At 49.3% G+C, this 21,639-nt stretch carries 15 protein-coding genes; 4 read left to right on the forward strand and 11 right to left on the reverse strand.

Annotated features, from left to right (window positions below):
- Window positions 1-101 precede the first annotated feature (101 nt).
- Entirely contained in the window at window positions 102-1,439 is a 1,338-nt protein-coding gene (locus ACMGDE_RS15375) for a hypothetical protein (RefSeq protein ID WP_436833707.1), read from the reverse strand.
- 51 nt (window positions 1,440-1,490) lie between these two features.
- Window positions 1,491-2,891 carry a hypothetical protein gene (locus tag ACMGDE_RS15380; protein ID WP_436833708.1) on the reverse strand — a complete coding sequence of 467 codons (1,401 nt, stop codon included), beginning with the start codon at window positions 2,889-2,891 and terminating at the stop codon, window positions 1,491-1,493.
- A 372-nt stretch (window positions 2,892-3,263) separates the two neighbouring features.
- On the opposite strand from ACMGDE_RS15380, the gene ACMGDE_RS15385 reads away from it, so the two are divergent.
- The 3 genes from ACMGDE_RS15385 to ACMGDE_RS15395 all read left to right on the forward strand — a co-directional run bounded on the left by ACMGDE_RS15385 (window position 3,264) and on the right by ACMGDE_RS15395 (window position 8,943).
- Window positions 3,264-4,154 (forward strand): AraC family transcriptional regulator, encoded by an 891-nt coding sequence (locus tag ACMGDE_RS15385; protein ID WP_436833709.1) that lies wholly within the window; start codon window positions 3,264-3,266, stop codon window positions 4,152-4,154.
- 196 nt (window positions 4,155-4,350) lie between these two features.
- Window positions 4,351-7,419: a SusC/RagA family TonB-linked outer membrane protein gene (locus ACMGDE_RS15390; RefSeq protein WP_436833710.1), complete on the forward strand. Its 3,069-nt coding sequence runs from the start codon at window positions 4,351-4,353 to the stop codon at window positions 7,417-7,419.
- An 18-nt stretch (window positions 7,420-7,437) separates the two neighbouring features.
- Entirely contained in the window at window positions 7,438-8,943 is a 1,506-nt protein-coding gene (locus ACMGDE_RS15395; protein WP_436833711.1) for a RagB/SusD family nutrient uptake outer membrane protein, read from the forward strand.
- Here ACMGDE_RS15395 and ACMGDE_RS15400 read toward each other — a convergent pair.
- The 8 genes from ACMGDE_RS15400 to ACMGDE_RS15435 all read right to left on the reverse strand — a co-directional run bounded on the left by ACMGDE_RS15400 (window position 8,937) and on the right by ACMGDE_RS15435 (window position 18,065).
- Window positions 8,937-10,622, reverse strand: coding sequence for a DNA polymerase/3'-5' exonuclease PolX (locus ACMGDE_RS15400; RefSeq protein WP_436833712.1), 1,686 nt, complete (start codon window positions 10,620-10,622; stop codon window positions 8,937-8,939). The two genes, ACMGDE_RS15395 and ACMGDE_RS15400, sit on opposite strands and share 7 nt — an antisense overlap.
- A 48-nt stretch (window positions 10,623-10,670) precedes the next feature.
- Entirely contained in the window at window positions 10,671-11,978 is a 1,308-nt protein-coding gene (locus ACMGDE_RS15405; RefSeq protein ID WP_436833713.1) for an NAD(P)/FAD-dependent oxidoreductase, read from the reverse strand.
- Window positions 11,979-12,051: 73 nt separating this feature from the next.
- A complete protein-coding gene (locus ACMGDE_RS15410) occupies window positions 12,052-12,378 on the reverse strand; it encodes a 2Fe-2S iron-sulfur cluster-binding protein (RefSeq protein ID WP_436833714.1) in 327 nt (108 codons plus the stop codon).
- Between the two features lie 11 nt (window positions 12,379-12,389).
- Window positions 12,390-13,445 carry an NAD(P)/FAD-dependent oxidoreductase gene (locus tag ACMGDE_RS15415; protein ID WP_436833715.1) on the reverse strand — a complete coding sequence of 352 codons (1,056 nt, stop codon included), beginning with the start codon at window positions 13,443-13,445 and terminating at the stop codon, window positions 12,390-12,392.
- Window positions 13,445-13,876: a MarR family winged helix-turn-helix transcriptional regulator gene (locus ACMGDE_RS15420; RefSeq protein WP_436833716.1), complete on the reverse strand. Its 432-nt coding sequence runs from the start codon at window positions 13,874-13,876 to the stop codon at window positions 13,445-13,447. The genes ACMGDE_RS15415 and ACMGDE_RS15420 overlap by 1 nt, the downstream gene beginning before the upstream one ends.
- A gap of 123 nt (window positions 13,877-13,999) precedes the next feature.
- Window positions 14,000-15,307, reverse strand: coding sequence for a dicarboxylate/amino acid:cation symporter (locus tag ACMGDE_RS15425; protein WP_436833717.1), 1,308 nt, complete (start codon window positions 15,305-15,307; stop codon window positions 14,000-14,002).
- Window positions 15,308-15,574: 267 nt separating this feature from the next.
- Window positions 15,575-17,071, reverse strand: a complete 1,497-nt coding sequence (locus ACMGDE_RS15430; RefSeq protein ID WP_436833718.1) for a glutamate racemase — start codon at window positions 17,069-17,071, stop codon at window positions 15,575-15,577.
- A 133-nt stretch (window positions 17,072-17,204) separates the two neighbouring features.
- Complete coding sequence (locus ACMGDE_RS15435; RefSeq protein ID WP_436833719.1) at window positions 17,205-18,065, reverse strand: SDR family oxidoreductase; 861 nt, start codon at window positions 18,063-18,065, stop codon at window positions 17,205-17,207.
- A gap of 124 nt (window positions 18,066-18,189) precedes the next feature.
- On the opposite strand from ACMGDE_RS15435, the gene ACMGDE_RS15440 reads away from it, so the two are divergent.
- Window positions 18,190-18,516: a winged helix-turn-helix transcriptional regulator gene (locus ACMGDE_RS15440; RefSeq protein WP_436833720.1), complete on the forward strand. Its 327-nt coding sequence runs from the start codon at window positions 18,190-18,192 to the stop codon at window positions 18,514-18,516.
- Window positions 18,517-18,602: 86 nt separating this feature from the next.
- Here the strand turns inward: ACMGDE_RS15440 and secDF are convergent, their stop codons facing one another.
- Entirely contained in the window at window positions 18,603-21,614 is a 3,012-nt protein-coding gene (gene secDF / locus ACMGDE_RS15445; RefSeq protein WP_436833721.1) for a protein translocase subunit SecDF, read from the reverse strand.
- Window positions 21,615-21,639: the final 25 nt, after the last annotated feature.

The following is a 21,639-nucleotide window of genomic DNA, read 5'->3' on the forward strand; positions in this document are numbered from 1 at the left end:
TTAACATGTCACTTGGATATTCGAATTTATTATTTTTTATCCGGTTATCCAGTGACACAGTTTAAGTTACACTCTCAAATCTCCTTAAAGTAATAGTCTTTTTACCCAGTCTTTTGATTTCTCAACCTGCTAAAGCTAAATTTTGCGTTCAATGTATCGGTCATATATTGGTTGAACGTCTTTGCGTGCACAGTGACCGTACCATTAAGAAAGCCATGTACATTTTCAGATATGTTTGTAGGAAAACCGGCACGCATCTGATCGGAAGCTGCAAAGATTTTAAGCATAACCATCAGGTCAAATTCATTCTTCTTAAACGAGGGATCAATTATTTCGATTTGTATATTACTGTTTTCTTGCAAGGCTGTCCTGATACTGGAGTTGATATGTTCGTCGCCAAAAGAGTAACCGACGATGATCAGTTTATCACAGAATATACAATCCCTGTCAAATGCAGCTTGCATTTGCTTAAAAGGAGAGAATATAGCTCTTTGAGTTTTCTGGTAACCGGTGATGAAATTCGTTAAGAAAACCGTCTTGCCTTTTTCGCTTTGAAAAGTTGGAAATTCGTCGGTGTTTTGTTCTAAATAGGCACCACAGGCTAAATAAAACTCTGGCAATTCCAATTGATATTGGTTTAATGCTCTGACACGCCAAAACACGCTGCCATGAAGATTATAATGTGTATGCGAATCTTGATCTTCAAGTATCCGCCTGGCCTGCGGTCTTAACTGATCGGTATAACCAACAACATCCCCACAATCGAATCCTTCAAAAATTTCATACTTGTAGGGCGACTGTGCCAACAATATTTTAAAGTTTCTATCATAGTTAAGCGTGTACATCCGCAACACATCGTTACCGTTGATAAGATTTACCCAATCCTGAAAAAGCTTGTTAATCTCAGCATTCTGTTCGGTAAGCACATTGGTTTTGCTGGCTGTATGGTAAGCATAGTGCTCAATTTCTATGGTAATATCTGTAAGTAAATGGGCAAGAAGTTGTTGCAGAAAGAACTGTTCAGGCGTTTCCTGTCCGTGGTTCATGATTGCCCATTCATCATCTTTTCCAGGTATATGCAGTTTGTATAATTGTTTGGCCTCACCGCCGATAATAGAAAAATTCAAGATCTCGTTTTCGAAGTTAATATTGAAAAATGGTTTCATCAATGCCGGTACTTTCTTACGCAGACCGTGGTTGGCATAGTAGACAATCAACTCTTCAATAACATTTATAATGGTTTCAAAATTTATATCTGCCTCATCATAACCCGGCACTTCGAGAAGCTTTTTATAAATAAAATCTGTAATACGGGTTTTGCTATCCTTGGTATAAAATCCTCGTTCCCTGATAAGTTTAGTCAGGTCTGGTGTTTTTGGACCGCCCCAATCAATCACTGCCCCGGCACCAAATAGGATAACATTTCTCTTTTTATTCATAGGGAAAGTTAACCATTTTTAAATCCATATACAGTTAATCCTGATCTCAGCTTACGATTTATCAGGACTGGCAATATTTCGCAGGCAACTACCACCTCCAACTCTTTGTCCAGCGTGGATCATCCGCCATTTAATTACTTCCGTCATTCCGCGGTCTATTACGTTGCCATCATATCCTACTAATTTCAGTATTAGCATGGAGCTCAGCATGACCAGGCGGTTTGCCAGTATACTAAGTAATTCCTGGTCATTTAAAATCGTATTTTTATTACGGGGTAGGTTGCCATGGAGAAAAAGGTTGCGGCTGTTGATGCATTCCTTTTCTTCCACGTCCAGTATGATGCCCATTTGATCAAATGCCGAAGTTAGTTTACTGGAATTTGGCTTATTATTAATGATGTTAATTTTATTGGTCAACATGGTCAGCTGATCTTTTTTCAGACGATCTGCGTATTTCTTGATCACTTTGTTCAAATCGTAAAGCAGCCCCCTTGAAACCGTTTTATCATCAATAATTTTTTCTGCTGAGTTTTTTTCCTGAATCTTTCTAGTGATTGTCTCAAGAGCTACCGCACCCAATGATGCTTGAGAACAACCTTTTAAGGTACTGGCTTCAATCAGTAGATAGGCCGAACGTAAGTATTCTTTATCATGATACAATAGGTTTACCAATTTATTAAATTGTATACTGGTCAATTGCCTTTGTTCTCTAGGGACATCTGCATAATGGCCAGAGTCCATTATAGGTTTGTCGGAAAGTATGGCGGAATCAAAATTCTCATAATAAAAGGAAATCCTATCTTTATTTTCCACCTTTTTCACGGTAAAATAGTAAATCATGCTACGCATGTAAAAACCATTGAGAAAGCCATAGGCGGTTATCACTGCATCTACAATGGTTTCAAATTGATCGAAATCAATTTGACCATTAGGATTAATAATGAAATAACCATTATCCGCATCAATAGCCTCATGATAAAATAAAAAATCAACCTTCCCAACTTTAAGCGCTACAGCATTAAAAAAGCCATTGTCTTCTTTATGTGTTTTCAAATCAAAAATTAATCCTGACGAGTAAGGATTGAATTTAGCTTTACTATACTTTATATAAGCTTTTTGTCTTGATTGCTTCCAGATACTGTCATCTACGTCACCTCTAAATGACTTAATTTCAATATCAAAATTACATGGAGTGTCCTCTTGAAGACCTCTTGACCCTTTTAGTACGTCAACGTTTTTTATATGGATAATCATCCCGTCTGTAACCAAAGCAAATGGTCTTTGAAAAAAATAATTTAAATCAATACCTTTCTTTTGTTCATCAGGTTGCAGGGTGAAATTGAGTTTGAAATTATTACTATCCTCGATTTGAAACTTTGAATCTATTGCCAACCCCTTTTCAGTGGTGATTAATTTATAGGGTGTTTTGCCGTTTTCGATAATATCGATCATGTTTAGTACGGCTCTGTCTGGTTCCAACATTTTAACTTATCTAGTAGTCATAAAAGTAAATGAAAAATCCCTAGTAGAGTTAATTCATCTTCTCTACTAGGGATAAAATTAATTCAATTAAATGCATGCGGAAAAAACATGCTAGAAGCCAATCTTGTAGCTGGAAGTTGCGGATCAAGCTCCATCATTTTCGCCCTCATATTAGCCAGACGCATCAAATCGTTGATAAATTCCGTCGACATCAGTATGTCCTTCCACCCGAATACTCGAAAGCACTTGCGGTTTTTCCGTAGGTGCTTTATTTGTTGAAACGATTGCCAACTGCTGCCGATTTTACCTAATGGTTAGCCATTTTAGTTATATTCGTCGCTGATGGAAAGTTACCACAAGTATCTGCCAACCAGTAATGCCGATGAAAAATGGGGGTTGACCCTGCTCAATGTAGGATATGGAGCCATACCGGGTGCTTGCGCTTATCCGAATGAGCAGCACCCCACGCCCTACCAATTTAAATGGGAGCAAGGCAGGATCCTACAAGAATACCAGCTGATATACATCTCGGCCGGCAGCGGCATCTTCGAATCGACCAAAGGCGGCGTGATCACCATTGACGAGGGTTCGATCATCTTGCTCTTCCCGGATGAATGGCACCGCTACAAACCACACGGCACCACCGGGTGGATTGAATATTGGGTCGGTTTCAGCGGTAATATTGCGGATAACCTGATCAAACATTCCTTTTTCACGAAAAAGAACCCTGTACTTTTTACGGGCGTGAAGCCGGATATCATCCGGTTATACCAAGACATCATCAGCTATACCCGATGCGAGCTGCCCGGCTACCAACCGCTGGTAAGCGGCTGTGTATTGTATCTGCTGGGGATGATTTATTCGGTATCCAAGCAACAGGCGCTTGCTAAAAACAACGGAGATCACCAACGCCTCGTCCAAAAGGCGACGGCAATGCTGCGTGAAAGCGCCGAAACCGACGTCACCATGGAGGGAATAGCGGATCAGCTAAAAATGAGTTATTCTTTGTTTCGCAAAGTTTTTAAAAAACACACGGGCATCGCCCCGGGTCAATATTTATTGCAGCTGAAAGTAGACCGGGCAAAACACCTCTTGCTGTATACGGATAAACTGGTCAAGGAGATCGCATACGACCTGAACTTCGAATCGGAAGGCTATTTCTCGAAATTTTTTAAGGAGAAAACAGGTGTCTCGCCATTGGCTTACAAAAAGTCCTACTCCTCAGGGGCTTAGCGACATGGTGTGGAAAACACTGTCGAAGCACGTATCAAAATTTGCATGCTAAATGCCAAAAGCTCCATTCCAAACCGGTATGGCCCTGCTTACTTTTGAAAATAGGCTACGTAAAACTAACCAATAGTATAACACTTGCCGACAAGTCCATGTGGGTAATGTACCGCAATGCAGACGTAAAAATCCAAACTATATTATGAAACAGATTAATCCCATCCGAAAACTGCATCGACTCACCTTACTCCTCGCATTGGGGCTAGCTTTTCCATGGATCCCAGCTGGGGCGCAGGTGTCCTTGACAGGCACGGTCATTGACTCGGTGACCGCTACGCCGATCTCGGGTGTATCCGTGTCATTGGGTGATTCGGCAGGGGCCACGTCAACAGACGCGCAGGGCCGGTTCACACTGGATGCCCAACCGGGCGCCACGGTGGTATTTAGACACGTAGGCTATGAAGAGCATACGATCAACGTGAATGAAAATCGAACACTCACGATCCGTCTCCGGCCGCTCGAACAGGCACTGGAGGAGGTGGTCGTGGTGGGCTACGGTTCGCAAAGGCGTGCAGATATCACGTCCGCCATTTCTGTTGTCAACATGGAGCAGGTAGGAGACGTGCCGACCACTAATACTTCCCGACTGCTGCAGGGCCAGGCGGCGGGCGTTCAGGTCAGGCAACGTTCCGGTAGGCCGGGAGAGGAGATGGAGATCACGATCAGGGGGTTAGGCTCCCTAGGGGCCGGAAGTCAACCCTTATTTGTGGTAGATGGCTTCCCGATTGGAACGTCGTTGGGGCAGAACCTTAATCCTGCAGATATCGAAAGCATCACGATACTCAAAGACGCGGCGTCGACGGCCATATATGGTGCCAGGGGATCAAACGGCGTAATTCTCGTTACCACGAAATCCGCCCAATCCGGAAAGGTGGGCATCGATTTCGTCATCAACCAAGGGGTGGCCAATATCCCCGGTTCCAGAAGGACGAAGATGATGAACGGCGTAGAATTCGCCCGGTTCAAAAAAGAAAGTTTCGAAGACAGGATCCGTTATTTTGAGCAGCGCGAACCCACCCTGGAGGAAATCCCCGAGGAGTTCAGGTATCCGGAGCAAACGCAATACAGTACCGATTGGTTTGGCGAGATCATGAACCAGAATGCGATGTTCCAAAACTACAATGCTACGCTTACCGCCGGGAAAGGAGATATCCGATCGCTGGTATCCGTAGGCTACATTAATCAAGAGGGCGCGGTAATCAAGACGGATTTCGACCGATTTAATGCGCGGGCGAATACCGAAGGGAAAGTCACCGATTGGCTTTCGATGGGTTGGAATATCGCGGGCTCCCGTTCCCGCGAAAACTATGCGCCTACGGACGGCAGGGACGCATTGGTGGGCAGGGCATTGTGGGCGGATCCCCGCTATCCCGTTTACAATGAAGACGGCTCGTTTAATGCGTACATCGGGGGAACAAACGGTGTCTTCGGCACGGCTAACGTCGTGCAGGAGATGCATGAGATGGAGCGTATACTTAACACCAATAATATACTTACGAATGGGTATCTGGAATTTTCTTTCCTGAAGGATTTCAAATTCAAAACTTCTGTGAATGCGACATTGATTGAGGTAGAGCAAAAAGAATACAGACCCTCTACCTTGGCAGGGGCGGGTTCCAATCAACCTCCACCAAGGGAGGCAAGCCTGATGCAGCGCGCGGACAAAGTGCTGAATGTAGCAGCAGACCAATTGCTTTCCTATAATAAAACGGTGGCTCAGCACCGCTTCGAGGCGTTGCTCGGCTATACTGCACAGGAAGAAACATTCAAGCGGCTCCAGGGCAATGGCAATGATTTCCCGAATGATGTAAACCGGTACCTGAACTCCGCGGTGCTACAAACCTCCAGCTCGGGGGAGTACTCGTGGAGCCTGCTCGCCTATTTTGTCAGGGCTAACTATTCATTTGATGATAAGTATCTCTTTTCGGCCTCTTTCCGAAGGGAGGGCAGTTCCCGATTCGGATCAAATAGCAAGTGGGGAAATTTCCCGGCGGTATCGGCCGCATGGCGGGTGTCGGAGGAGTCTTTTATGCCTCAGACCGATTGGATCACCGATCTTAAATTGCGTGCCAGTTACGGAATCACGGGCAATAATGCCATCGGCAATTATTCCAGCCTCGCCAATATGGCGATATCGAATTATGTTTTCGGAGGTAATATCGCAGATGGTCAACGGTTATTCAATTTCGCCAATGCCAACTTGGGCTGGGAGCAATCCGAGCAAACAGATATCGGTTTAGATCTGGCGTTGTTCGGCAGTCGATTGATATTCACGGCAGAATATTATAATCGATTGACCAGGGATATGTTGCTTTCGGTAGAGATGCCGATCGTATCCGGATTTGGTTCTTCATTGGACAACGTCGGTAAGGTAAGGAACCGTGGGGTGGAATTGGCCGTGGACTATCGAACCGAGCTCGGTCAACTGAACTTACGGGGCAATTTAAACTTTACATTAAACAGAAATAAAGTGCTGGAAATCAGAGGGGAGAATGACGAGATATGGAACGGTGGTTTGTATAGCACCTACAATGTCTCCAAGATCGGAAGGCCCATGGCCATGCTGTACGGCTTCCGCATGATGGGAATATTCAACACGGAGGACGAAATAGGTGCCTGGCCGGAGCAGGATGGCGCGATACCGGGGACATATAAGTTTTACGATGCGAATGGAGACGGTGTCATCTCGTATGACCAGCAGGATATGATAGAAATCGGGAACCCTCATCCGGACTACGTCATCAATTTGACATTAGGGGGTGACTACAAAAGGGTTGATTTCAATGTTCTGTTTACCGGAGCGTTCAACTACGATGTGTTTCGAAACATCGAAGCCACCACGATGAACATGGATGGCGTATTTAACGTGCTGCAATCTGCTGCAAATCGATGGCGATCTGCTGAGAATCCGGGCGACGGCACCGGCGCTACCACGAATACCTGGAAGTGGCAACGGGAATCCAACTCCAGGTATGTGTATGATGCCAGCCATGTGTGGCTAAGGAACATCAGTTTTGGCTACACGATCCCACAGAATCCGGTCATTCCCAATGCGCGGGTCTTTTTCAGTGCCGAAAACTTGTTTTTGTTTACCGCTTTCCCCGGTTCGAATCCGGAGGTGAATCAACGCGAGGGAATCAATATCGGCGTGGACGATGAGAAGTACCCTGTGCCGCGTACATTTACATTGGGAGCAAGCATCAAATTTTAACGGCTAACCGTAACAATCATGAAAAATACGAGATTATATTCCATTATTGCGGTCATCGGAGTAGCAATGACTTCCTGTGGAGAAGACTTCCTGAATAAGACAGACCCCACGGTGCTGGTGGCGGAGGAATTTTATAAGAATGAAGCGGAAATCCAGCAGGCCCTTACGGGCGTTTACGGCATGCTCAGGGACCATTTTAACCAAGAATGGCAGTTTAATGAATACATATCGGATAACACCACGCTGCATTTTAATGTGGGCAATCGGGGGAATGGACCGTCGTTGGAGGCAATCGAGTTTTGGCAATACAATGCGGCGACACCCAATGTGGCCAACTTGTACAATACCATATACAGCATCATGGTGAACATCAATACGACCATCACCCGGCTGCCCGAGGCCAATGCCTCGGAAGAATTGAAGCGACGCGCAGAAGGCGAAATGCGGATGATACGGGCCTATCTGTATTTTCAGTTGGTGCAGCATTTCGGAGACGTCATCATCGTGACGGAGCCGGTGAAGACGCCGGCGGAGGCTTTTGCGTTGGAGCGTCAACCGGTCGAGACCGTCTATGAATTGATTTTATCGGATTTGGATGTTGCGATAAACGCTTTGCCGGAATCCTATCCCAGCAGTGACGTGGGGCGGGTGACTAAAGGTGCGGCGCTTTCCCTCTTGGGTAAAGTGAGGCTGACGCGGAAGGAATATCCGGAGGCCATTGAAGCGTTAAACCAGGTGTTGGGGATGGGATATCTGTTATTGCCGGATTATGCCGATGTTTTTGAGCCTGCGGATAAAAATCATGCGGAATCCATATGGGATATTCAGTATCAAGGCGAAAATCTCTTTGGCGTACACAGCAGCTTCATTTATACATTTGCCCCCCGGGAATCGAACGGAGCGGTAATCAATTTTCCCGGACAAGAGGGAGCGGGATGGAATACGCCCACCTTGGATATCATCGCGGCGTATGAACCCGGCGACCTGCGGAAAGAACCCTCCCTTCAAGAAGGGTATACCGACTTGCAGGGGCAATGGGTACCCGTCCCGTTTATCAACAAGTATAATCATCCGCACTCCATCAGAAATGTCACGGACGATAACTGGCCCGTGATCCGTTATGCTGATGTACTGTTGATGTTGGCCGAAGCGATCAATGAGGCAAATGGCCCCACCTCCGAGGCCTTCGGCCACTTAAACGCGATCCGGGAAAGAGCGGGTCTGGCCCCATTGAGCGGCTTGGGACAAGCGGCGTTTAGGGAGGCGGTGTTAAAGGAACGCAGGATTGAGCTGGCCTTCGAAAATCATCGGTGGCTGGATTTGAAGCGTACAAAACCGGAAGCTGAGTTGGTACAATTTCTAAATGACTATGGATTGAGGGAAAGGGCAGACCCGACCACTTCTCGAGGGGGAATCCCATTCTCTAACAATGATTTTGTGTTTGAACCCCATGAGATTTTGTTTCCGATACCGGAGGCGCAGATGCGGATCAACCCGTCCATGCGTCAGAACCCCGGTTATTGACGTTCTTTCCGTCGGTTAAAATAATCGGCGAGCTGTGCGACAGAAAAGGTGTTCAGGCAGGTTTCAGCGGTGACGCCGCCCTTGCGGGCAACATATACCCCGTATTGCATGTCGTGGAAGCCGCTGTTGCGGTGGGCATCGGGATTGATGGATAGCATAACGCCATTTTCTATCGCATAGCGGTGCCAGCGCCAGTCGAGATCAAGCCGCAGGGGATTGGCGTTGATTTCGATGACCACGCCGTTGGCGGCGCAGGCATCGATGACACGCTGGTAATCGATGGGATAGCCCGACCGGCTCAGGAGCAAGCGACCCGTAGGGTGGCCCAGGATGGTGGTATAGGGGTTTTCAATGGCACGAACCAGCCGGTTGGTGGCTTTTTCGATGTCCATCTTGAGGTTGGAATGGATGGAGGCCACCACAAAATCAAAGCCGGCAAGGACCTCGTCCGGATAGTCCAGTGATCCATCGCCTAGAATATCAGATTCGATACCCTTGAAAATGCGGAAGGGGGCAAGCCGGGCATTCAGCGCATCGATCTCGGCCCATTGTTCCTGCACGCGTTCCACGGTCAGCCCTTTGGCGTATACGGCAGTCTTGGAGTGATCGCATATCCCCAGGTATTCCAGTCGCAGGTCATCGCGGCAATAAAGGGCCATTTCTTCGAGGGTGTTTACCCCGTCGCTGTAGGTGCTGTGGTTATGCAATGTGCCGCGAAGGTCGGCATAGCGGATCAGGGCAGGCAGGGCGTGGGCCTTAGCCAACGCGATTTCGTTGGTGCCTTCACGCAATTCGGGCTCGATATAGGACAAACCGAGTGCCTGATAGATGGCTTCTTCTGAATCAAACTCGGGCAATTGTTCTTCGGCCAGCAGGTCATCCAATTGCCGCAGGTGTCCATCAGAGCCGGTAGCGATGAGCAGCTGGCGGTAAAAAGAAGCGGAATCGGCTGGCAACAAACGAAACCGGACGCCTAGCTCGTTCTGGGCTTCCAACCGTGTCCGGTCTTCCGTAGCCTGAATGACAATGGTATCGATGCTGGCCGCGGCGGCGGTCAGCTCGCTCCAGGTAGCCTCTACGAGGATGTCTACGGTCTGGAGCACTTCGCATTTGCGGCGGAAATCGCCTGCATAAGTGATCTTACGGCCGCCGGGCAACAGATCCTGCAAGGCCGTCGCCACCTCTTCGGCAAGTTTCTCGACGTTGGCGTACAGCAACCATCCTTGATTGGCGATGGAAAACTCGATGATCCGCTTGATTTCTTCCTGTGTTTTCAATCCGAACCCCTTGGCTTCTACCAAGCGGTTTTCATTGCAGGCGTAATACAGCTCACCTAGGGTTTCGATACCCAATGTCTTCCAGATGATCTGTATCTTTTTGGGACCGAGGCCCTTGATGGACATCATCTCGAGGATGCCTTCTGGAGTGGCGGCTAGGAGCGAGTCCAACTCGGGGAAGGTACCGCTGTGGAGCAAGGTCTCGATTTTACGGGCGGTACTGTTGCCGATACCCGGTACTTCACTGAGTGCGTCGATGGACTGCGGGGTGATGGCAAAGGGCAGCTTATCCAGTTTGAAAGCGGCCGCAGCGATGGCTTTGGTGCGAAAAGGGTTTTCGCCGTGCAGCTCCATGAGCTGGGCGTATCGTTTGACGGTCTTGGCGATGCTTTTATTGTCCATGGCGAAAATTAACGATTTATCGCGAAGACCGCAATATACATTCACCAATCACAATTCTGCGTCATTGAACTCCGCTACGCGCTTGGGGCGCTGGTATTTGTGGATGATCAGCCGTATGCCGGCATTGAAGGTAATGTAGTTGATAGTCCAGTTGATGAAAGTGACCACCCGGTTGCGGAAGCCGACGAGCGACATCAGGTGCACGAACATCCATACCCACCAGGCGAAGAAGCCCTGAAAGCGGATTTTTCCGATATCGACTACGGCCTTGTTGCGACCGATGGTGGCCATGGAACCCTTGTCGAAATAGCGGAATGGTTCAGTGGGCTGTCCGTTGATCATCCGCATGATGTTTTTGGCCAGGAGTTGTCCCTGTTGTTGGGCGACGGGCGCTACGCCCGGATGCCCGCGGGGCAGGTCGTCGGTGACCATCGCGGCCGCATCGCCGATGGCGAATACATCGTTCATGCCGATGACACGGCAGACGTCGTCAATGCGAATCCGGTTTCCGCGCACGACGATATCCGGACTGATGCCTGATGGAAATTGCCCCATGACGCCGGCCGACCAGAGGACTGTTTTGGTTTCAATGCTTTTGCCATCGGCAAAGGTGATCACTTCTCCGTCGTATCCCGTCACCTGCACGTTCAGCATCACCTTTACGCCCAGTTCGTTGAGGTATAGCTCGGCTTTTTCGGATGCTTGCGGCGACAAGTTGGCTAATATTTTGGGGAGTCCTTCGACCAGGTAGACATTCATGTCTTCCTTTTTGAGTTCGGGGTAATCTTTGGCCAGGATGTGGTTTCGGATCTCGGCGATCGCTCCGGAGAGCTCCACGCCGGTAGGACCGCCGCCCACGACCACCACGTTGAGGTAGGGGGCACGTTCCACTGTGGTAGTTTTCAGCAGGGATTCTTCGATGTTTTGGAGCAGGAAACTTCGGATGTTCACGGCCTCCCGAACATTTTTCATCGGCATGGCATAGTATGCCAAGTCTTTATTGCCGAAGAAATTCGTGGTCGCTCCGGTAGCGATGACGAGGTAATCGTAGCTGATGGATCCGATGTCCGTGTCGAGTACTTTGTTTTCGGCGTCGATGTGCTTGACGTCTGCTACGCGGAAGGTGAAGTTTTCTTGCTTCCGGAACATTTTGCGCAGCGGAAAAGCGATGGACGGGGCATCCAACGTACCGGTGGCCACCTGATAGAGTAACGGCTGGAAAGTGTGGTGATTATTGCGGTCGAGCAGGAGCACATCGACCTCCTTGTTTTTGAGTTTCTTGGCCACTTCTATGCCGCCAAACCCGCCACCGATAATGACTACCCTGGGAAATCTCTTGCTGTGTTGCATATTCATGGTCAATGCGTTTTTTTATGATGTTTTTTGATTTTTGATGATCCTTCTCTTTCATAATGAACGGATGGTATGCTCAATTGTTTCCAAACACCCGTATTTTCAGTCCGTCCAATGAAGGTGTCAGCCGGATCTGACAAGCCAACCGGCTTTGGTCGTCGGCGTCCGGCAGGGTGTCGAGCATGTCCAGTTCCGCATCGCTGACCGGATCGAGCTTTTCATGGCCCTCGATCACCTGGATGCGGCAAGTGGCGCACAGGGCCATGCCACCACAGGTGGCCAGGATATCGTATTCGGAAGCCTTGAGCACCTCCATCAGACTCAGGTTGATACCATCGGGGATGGCCAACTGCCGGACATCACCGCTTCCGGTTTCGATCGTGATGTGAATATCTTCGTTCATAGCTGATCAACTTAAAAAGCGTTTATCCCATTCACCGTGGTGTACTTGAAGCTCAACCGTTCTGCCGGATGCACGTACTTAAACGCGCTCTGGGCCATCAATGCCGCCTCGTGGAAGCCGCAAAGGATCAGCTTCAACTTGCCGGGATAGGTGTTGATGTCGCCAATGGCATACACCCGCTCCACTCCGGTGGAATAGTCGACAGTGTCTACGGCGATGGCCGACTTATCAATATTAAGCCCCCAATGGGCGATGGGCCCCAGCTTCGGACTCAACCCGAATAGTGGAATGAGGTGGTCCGTTTCTAGTAACGTTTCCTTTTTCTCCTTGTCCAAGATCCCTACTTGACGCAGCGCGCCATTGCCGTGTACACTGTGCAGGTTGCTTTGCAGCAACAGCCTGATCTTTCCGCTTTCGGCGAGGCTGAAAACCTTTTCGGCAGAATCGGGTGCCCCCCGGAAACTATCGCTCCGATGCACCAGCGTCACTTCTTTGGCAATATCACTCAAAAACACCGTCCAGTCCAGCGCCGAGTCGCCACCTCCGGCGATCACCACCCGTTTGTCGCGGTAAAGCTCGGGATTTTTGACCATATAATTGACCCCTTTGCCCTCAAAATCGGCTAATCGTGGAATCTCCGGCCTACGGGGTTCGAAGGATCCCAGTCCGCCGGCGATGACGACGACCTGGGCGTGGATAGCCGTATCGGCATTGCTGATGACCAAAAAAGATCCATCGGGCTGCCGCTCCAGCGTTTCCACCCGTTCGCCCAGCGTAAACGTGGGGTCGAAAGGCTTGATCTGCTCCAGGAGGTTATCAATCAGCTCCTGCCCATTGACCGCGGGATAGCCGGGTATATCGTATATCGGCTTATGCGGGTAGATTTCGGAGAGTTGCCCGCCTACCTGGGGCAGCGCATCAATGAGGTGGCACCGCATTTTGAGCAATCCTGCCTCAAACACGGCAAACAACCCTACCGGACCGGCACCGATGATGCAGATATCGGTTGTTATTTTGCCGTCAGCCGTGAGCTTTCGGGTGTTCGCGTCACTATTTTTTGAGTCCATCATCTGATTTCCAAATTGTTATATATCGTATCCAATATGCGTTTTAGGTGTCCGAAGTCTGTTTCATCAAGGTTTTTCCATGCCTGCATGCGGATTTCGTTAATATTGGCTGACAGCGCTTCTATTTTGCGATCGCCCTCCGGCGTCAGGTGCACCACGAAACTCCTCCTGTCTGACGGGTGGATCCTGCGCTCCACCAGTTTCTTGCTGACCAACAGGTCGACGATACGGGAGAGGGTCGGCTGGTCTTTGTCACAATAATCGGCCAGCTCCTTTTGAGATAGATCGGCGTGCTGTTTCAGGTTTTTCAAAATGGCCCATTGATCTACGGTAATGCCAAATTCCCGGCAGGTAAACTGGTATTGCGCGTATTGTTTCACTCGCCGGGCAGTGCGCTCCAAGAGGAGGGAGTAGGCGTTGTATTGTTCCATTAGTACAATAATAATTAGTATGACAAATATAAGTATAATAAGTAAAAAAAGCAAGTCAGTAGACTTGCTTTGTAAAACGGGGTGTATTAAAAGGAGATTATGTCGACAATCGGTATGAACCGGCTATTTTTCGGAATGGAGCCTACCTGCTTTTTGCTCCACATGCTGAATATAGGCAGCGGCCGTGATGTCGCCATTGACATTGAGGGTGGTGCGCGACATGTCCAATATCCGGTCGACACCGTAAATAAGGGCGATGGCTTCGCCCGGTACGCCGATGGACACGAGGATCGTAACGATGACGGGTAATGAGCCGCCGGGGACGCCCGCGGTGCCAACGCCGGCCAATATGCAAAGCAGTACCACGGTGATCTGCGATCCCAAGGATAGGTCCACGTTGAAAACCTGGGCCAGGAAAAGCACGGTGACCCCTTCGAATAATGCCGTGCCGTTTTGGTTGCCCGTGCTGCCAATGGTCAGCACGAAGTGGGCGATGGGTTTCGGTATCTTCAGCTTCTCGACGCTGACCCGGATGGCCGTGGGTAGGGTAGCGTTGCTGGAGCTGGTAGAAAACGCAGTAAGGGTCACTTCACCCATGTCTTTCATAAACTGTATCGGATTGCGGTTGGCGAAGTATTTCAGGATAACGGAGTAGACAACAAACTGATGTATTGCCAAAGCACCTAATACAATGAGCACGTACCACAGCAAAGACACCAGGAAGTCCGCACCGACGTTCAATACCATGTTGAAAAGCAGCGCAGCGACACCGTAAGGCGCCAGGGCCATGGCATAGCCGATGACCTTGATCACCACTTCGTACAACCCTTCGAGGAAACGTTTCAACGTGGCGGTCTTTTCCTCGTCTACCGAAGCCATGGCTACGCCGAAAACCAGTGCAAAAACCATGACCGAGAGCAGTCCGCCTCCGGTGTGACCTGAATTAAACGCATTGACCATCTCTTCAAACGGATTTCGGGGAATGATCTGCGCAATAATGTCGCCGACCGTCCGTTCGTCCGCTTCGATGGCCTGGGCCTGCACCTTCGCTTTGGCTGCTTCGGCACCGAATTGATTGATCAGGTATTCGCGGGTATCCGTGGAAATGGTTTTGCCGGGATTGAAGACATTGACCATGGTCACCCCGATCAGCACTGCGACAAAACTGACCACGATGGTATAGAGCAGCAGTCGCCCCCCCATGCGTCCCAATTTCTTCACGTCGCCGATTTCGGCGATACCCAAGATCAACGCCGAAAGGATGAGCGGAATGACCATCATGAAGATGAGGTTCATGAATATTTTTCCGATGGGTTCTACCCATTTTACGATCGTGGAAAGTGTTTCTGATGATAGTCCGAGGTTTTTAACAATCAATCCGGCAACGATGCCGAATAGCATACCAATGAAAATCTTTGTGTGTAACTTCATCTATTATTCGTTGAAAACATGAGTAACTTAAGTATATACAGCGATAAAGGGCTTAGTGTAACGATTCTTCACCAAATAATCTGCCATATACGGTAAATTATCCTACGAGGGCAATTATTAGTGCTTAGTGCAAATGACGTTACATTTACTTCGGTTAGCTATTGCCGGTCCAAAGTTAAAAAAATGTATCAAAAGGCCTTGTTATTTAGTCAATAATTCGCCCCAAAGCCCGTATTTCATCGGAAGCGTTACATTTGGCCAGATTTTCTATCGTTGCAGCGCCTCAATGAGATTAAACGTTTGCGGGATGGCGGTCTTCATCCGCTCAACGGTCGCTGCCGGAATGTTGGACGGATCGAAGGGGACGACTTTGACATATTCTTGTATATCACCCGCGTGGCGGCCGTATTTGTAGTCGTAAGTGAAATGCCCGCCTTGTTCCGTCTTCACACCACTGTTGTCCGTATTGGGGACACTGATGTAAAATTCGCTGTGCGCGATATCGCCCGATGGGTTGAACAGTTTTCGGTCGTTGAGGTAAGCATAAAGCTCATGGGCTACATTCTCCGCCGGATCGATAATAGCAATGTCCGCAGCCATCAGGTGCCGGTAGCGGTGTTGGCCATCTTGCCGGTAATGATACAATTCATGCAGCACTTGTTCGATCTTATCGGTGAGATAAGGATAATGCGTACATCCGAGGAGCAGTGCTTTCAGTGGTTTCGCATCCGGTCGCTGACGCATTTGCTCCAGCAGTGATACCAGGTAATAGCGTACGTAATTTTCCGTATCGTTCAGCTGCATGATGGTGCAATCCAACGCCGATTCGCGATCGCAAAGCATCTTGTTGCCTGAGAAGTCAAACCCATAGGCGCCCAATAAACTTTTATCAATGGCGTAGGAAGCATGGTCCAGTGCAGGACCGCGATAGCTGCTGCGGGGTGTCTGGGCTTTCCGATCAATGAAGTCAGGTTCCTCGTCGACCGCTTCAGCAACGCCATGTCCGCCTTGGCTATACACCTGGATATCACCGGTATGCCCTGATTCGGCCTTTATCCGCATCAGTGTCTTCTCGTATCCCTTGGAGGCAATCGTCCCCACGGTAGCGAACACGCCGATGGAACCGCTTTCATCCTGCCCAAAAACGGCCAATGCGCCGCGTGCGCCCGCATCGATGACACCGATCACGGGAATGGTCATGCCCGAGCGTTCCATGAACCGATCCACCGCTTCCTTGCCATAAGCCGTGGCCGTGTTACAGGCGATAACAATGGCTTTGACCGGCCGTTTGCGTCCCGTCGGTTGTGGCGACTTCGCATGGGGATAGTAACGGTCAGAAAGGAGAAAGTGTACATCTTTGAGCGTATGCTCAACCAACAGATCAGACTTTTGTTCGCTGTGATAATTGCCGTAAGGCATGTTGGCCTGATCCGCCAAGTAGATAAAACCCTCTCCGGAGAAATCAGGCACCTGATCCCCCCCGGGGGTCTGAGTGGCATTGTTGTTTCCGTCATACCTCACCAAGGCATCCAACACGGTCAATCCCCCGGTACCAGAGTCGAATACGCCGATCGGAAGCGCTCCATCATCAGCTGGATAAGCAGCTACGTCAATATGATAGAAGCTTGCCGTGTCATGCAGTATGGCCTCTTCAATGGGTGCGAGGTCAGCAAGGGCATGCGTAGCCTTCTGCTCCGGTTGGCGGCACGATGCGCATGTGCCAAGCCATGCGATTGATATCAGTAGGGTAACCCGTTGATCCATTCCTTTTTCTGTTGGTGCCCATAAAGGTAATTCAATACCTTCAAAAATCCAGCATCAGCGGTACGTTACATCCAAAAAAAGCTGACGTCGATATGGAACGTCAGCCCTTGCATACGGAAGACCGCTTTCGGGCCTACAACTGATAAATGGCTTTTAAGCCGTCTTTTAGCGAAGTCGGTTGTCGTCCGAGTAGGTTCGCTAAGTCGTCGCTTACGATTTCAAACTGATTATTCTTCGTGTCAGTAGCAAAACCTGTTACCAGGAACACCACAAATTCGGGCACCCCGGCTTGTTTCAACTGTGCTGATAATGCGGCAGCATCGACATCCGTATAGGTGACGGTTTTGCCCGACAATTCAGTAAGCACCTTAGCCACATCCGCATATGAATACAAATCGTTACCCGTAATTTCGTAGGTTTTGTTTTCGTGTCCGTTTTGCAACAACACATTGGCAGCTGCTTCACCCATTTCGCTGCGAAGGGCGTACGGCACCTTTCCATTTCCAGCAGGAAGCGCAATTCCTGTTTCAAAGACGTTTTCGCCTACAAACATCGGTATTCCATCGGTATAAAGCGTATTGCGCAAAAACGTATAAGCCAGTCCACTTTCCTTAATGTAGTCTTCTGTTTGAAAATGCGTTTCCATTAACACCTTGATGGCTGATGTATTGACATCCTTGACCGAAACACTGGTATAGGCAAGGTGGCTGACACCTGCTTTTTTAGCTGCATCCACCACATTGCGGTGCTGTTGCAAGCGCTGCGGGTCGGTGCCGGAGATCAACAACACCTTATCGATACCCTGCATGGCTTGATCAAGCGAAGCGGTGTCGTCAAAGCTACCGATGCGAACGTCAATCCCTTTTTGTTTCAGGTCTGTTGCTTTGTTTCCATCGCGCGCGAACGCCGCTAGTTGGTTAGGGTTTGTATTTTTCAGCAAATGCGCGATCGTTGCTGAACCTAGATGTCCGGTTGCTCCTGTTACTAAAATCATAACTTTTTGAATTTTTGAAATGAATGAATTACATTTGTTTCACAAATAAACTAATAATAGTTTTAATATGTAACTTGTTACCTTTGGGTAACGGGCAAAAAGTAGTAACGAAGGGGTAACTAACATGGCTGATTTGCAGGAAAATTTCGAATGTCCGGTCACCGCAATGCTTGAACTCATTGGCGGGAAGTGGAAACCGATCATCTTGTATAATCTCACCTTCGGGACAAGGCGTTTTGGCGAAATCGCCGTGCGGATTCCAAGCATTTCAAGAAAGGTGCTGACCGAGCAACTGAAAGAATTGGAAAAAGATGGATTGATTGTGCGGAAGCAATACAAGGAAATTCCTCCCCGTGTAGAGTATTCGCTGACGGACTTAGGCAAAAGTCTCTCGTCGGTGTTTGACGAAATGGCGGTATGGGGCAAGGAACATGTGTTGGCAAAACGCTAGGTGCCGACCCCGTTAAGCAAAAAGCCTGCAATCACACGATTGCAGGCTTTTGTATGTATCGGTTTCAGGCAACGCCTGGTTCGTCACTACACTTTAGCAGGTTTTGGTACCGTAGGCGTTGGTGAGTCCGTTTGCTTGCTGTCGGATTTGCGTGATTTCGGTTGTAGATCAACCATCAGCGGAGCGGCCAAGAAGATGGAAGAGTACGTCGCGACGATGATACCGATCAAAATGGCGAATGAAAAACCACGGATGACCTCCCCGCCGAAGATGAATAGGATGGCCATGACGAACATGACCGTCAATGAAGTCACGACGGTACGGCTGAGCGTATCGTTGATGGCCATGTTTACCGTTTCGCCGATGTCTTCGTTTTTCCGCTTCGACATGCCGAGGTATTCCCGCAGGCGGTCGAACACGACCACCGTATCGTTTACCGAGTAGCCGACCACCGTCAGGATGGCGGCCACGAAGTGCTGGTCGATATCGAGCGAGAAGGGTACGATACCATCCAGCAGGGAAAACAGGATGATAATGATCGTCGCATCGTGAATGGTCGGGATGGCCGCAGCCAAACTGTATTGCCATTTGCGGAAGCGGATGAAGATGTAGAGGGCGATGACAATGACCGAGAATATACCCGCATAAACCGCCCTGGTCTTGATGTCATTGGCGATGGTTGGTCCCACTTTCTGGGAGCTCAGGATCTCATAGCCATTTCCCTGGATCTTCGAAAGCCCCTCATTCAGTTTAGCCAGCACGTCCTGATCGGCTTCATCGTTGACGTCATCGATCAGGTATGTGGTGGTGACCCGTACTTGGCTCTCGGCACCGTAGATCTTTACCTCGGTAGTGAGGTTGAACGTTTCGTTCAGGTTTTCCCGTATTTGTTCCAGATCGATGGGTTTTTCATACCGCACGGTGTAGGTGCGTCCACCCTGAAAGTCGACGCCGAGGCTGAATCCTTTTGTGAAAATGGAAACGATACCGATGAGGATGAATATCGCGGAGGCTAAATAGACCTTCTTCCGGTTTTTGACAAATGCGTACCGGGCGTTCTTGAGGGTGTTCGCGCTCCAGGGATTCGACACCTTGATCTCCCAACCCTTTTTAAGCATCCACTCGAAAACCAACCGGCTGATGAAGATAGAGGTAAATAACGATGTAACGATACCGATCATCAATGTCGTGGCGAACCCGAGGATCGGACCGCTTCCGAAAAAGAAGAGGATCACCCCCATGAGGAAGGTCGTTATCTGAGAATCGAGGATGGATGGCATGGCATGCTTATATCCATCGGCGATGATCTGCCGGATGGATTTGCCCGTGCCGATCTCTTCCCGTATCCGTTCATAGATCAAGACGTTGGCATCTACAGCGGTACCCAGCGTAAGGGCGATACCGGCGATACCGGGCAGGGTAAGCACAGCGTTGAGCGAAGCCATGACCCCCATCAGGAAGAACACGTTGAAAATCACGGCAATGTTTGCCACCATGCCTGCACGGTTGTAGTAGAAAATCATGAACAGCAGCACGATCAACAACCCGATGACAGAAGAATTAATGCCGGCATCGATGGCCGCTTGGCCGAGGGTAGGGCCTACCACGGCTTCTTCCACGATCTTCGCGGTCGTCGGAAGACGGCCCGCTTTCAGCACATTGGCCAAGTCCTTTGTGTCTTCGATGGTGAAATTGCCGGTGATCTGCGATATCCCGTTGGGGATTTCGCCTTGTACAGTGGGGGCGGAGTACACCACGCCGTCCAGTACGATCGCAATGGATTGTTTGTTATTCGGATCAGCGGCCGCAGCGGCCGTAATCCGGCGCCATTCCCGAGCACCCTCACTGTTCATATACATGGTCACCATCGGATTGTTCGATTGCTGATCGAAATCGTCCTTGGCATCAGTGATCACATTGCCGCTTAATACCGGACCAGCATCTGCACCGGTCGGCCTGACGGCATAAAGTTCCAATTGCTCCGGTGCTTGGGGATTGGGTTTTACGCCCCACAGCAGCTTCACGTTGCCGGGGATAACCTGTTTAACGACCGGGTTTTCGAGGTAACGGTTTACCTTAGCGGTATCCCGGAGCTGCGCATACCCGACAATGGGTCCCGGCGCTAATACCGGTTGGTTATTTGGCCCCATCGCGGTAGCGGGCCGCAATACGTTGAAAAGCGGGTTTTGCGCCAACAATTGGCTGTCAGCAGAATCAGCAGCCACGGAGTCCTGATTTGCGCCAAGGGTAGCCAGCAGGCCAGCACCGGTACTATCCGCGCTGGCGGTATCCGCATCGATTACCTGCTCTTTTTCGGCACTTTTCAGCGTAGACGCCAACGTGGCATTCACGTTTTCCAACATCGGATAGATCTCCATGTTGTCATACGTTTCCCAGAACTCCAATTTTGCTGAGCCCTGCAATAGTTTACGCACGCGTTGCTGATCATTCACACCGGGCAGCTCAATCAGAATGCGGTTGGTTCCTTGCTGTAATTGGATATTGGGCGACGTCACGCCGAATTTATCGATACGGGTGCGCAACACCTTAAACGAATTGTCGATGGCGTTAGTGGCCTCGCGTTGAAGGAAGCTTTGTACCTGCGCGTCGGTGCTATTGGGACTGATGAGTGCGGTGTTGTCTTTGGTAGCAAAGAAACTCGCTAATGAGGTGTTTGGACTAAGCTTTTTGAACTCCTCCGCAAATAGGTTTACATAGCCGCTTTGGCTATTTCTGCTCCGCATCTCGGCATTGTCCAACGCCTTGTTAAACGATTCGTCTTTGGGGTTATTAGCCAGGTTGCGGACCAATTCCTTCAACGATACTTCCATCGTCACATTCATACCGCCCTTCAGGTCCAGCCCCAACGCGATTTCATTTCCCTTGGCCTCCCGGTAGGTATACTTGGCAATCCCCAAGTTATACACGACCTCGCCGGCCATCGAATCCAGATATGCTTTCTCTTTCGCCATATCCCCCTTCGCATATGCCGCAGCTTCCCGTTCCACCTTGCGGGTTATAAACGTGAACGACAGGGAATAGAGACACGCGATCGTGATCGTTATCACCAAAAATTGAATCAGCCCTTTACCTTGCATTTTCCTTCTGTTAGCTTGATATAAA

This window comes from Parapedobacter brassicae (assembly GCF_051400755.1).
Lineage (GTDB): Bacteria > Bacteroidota > Bacteroidia > Sphingobacteriales > Sphingobacteriaceae > Parapedobacter.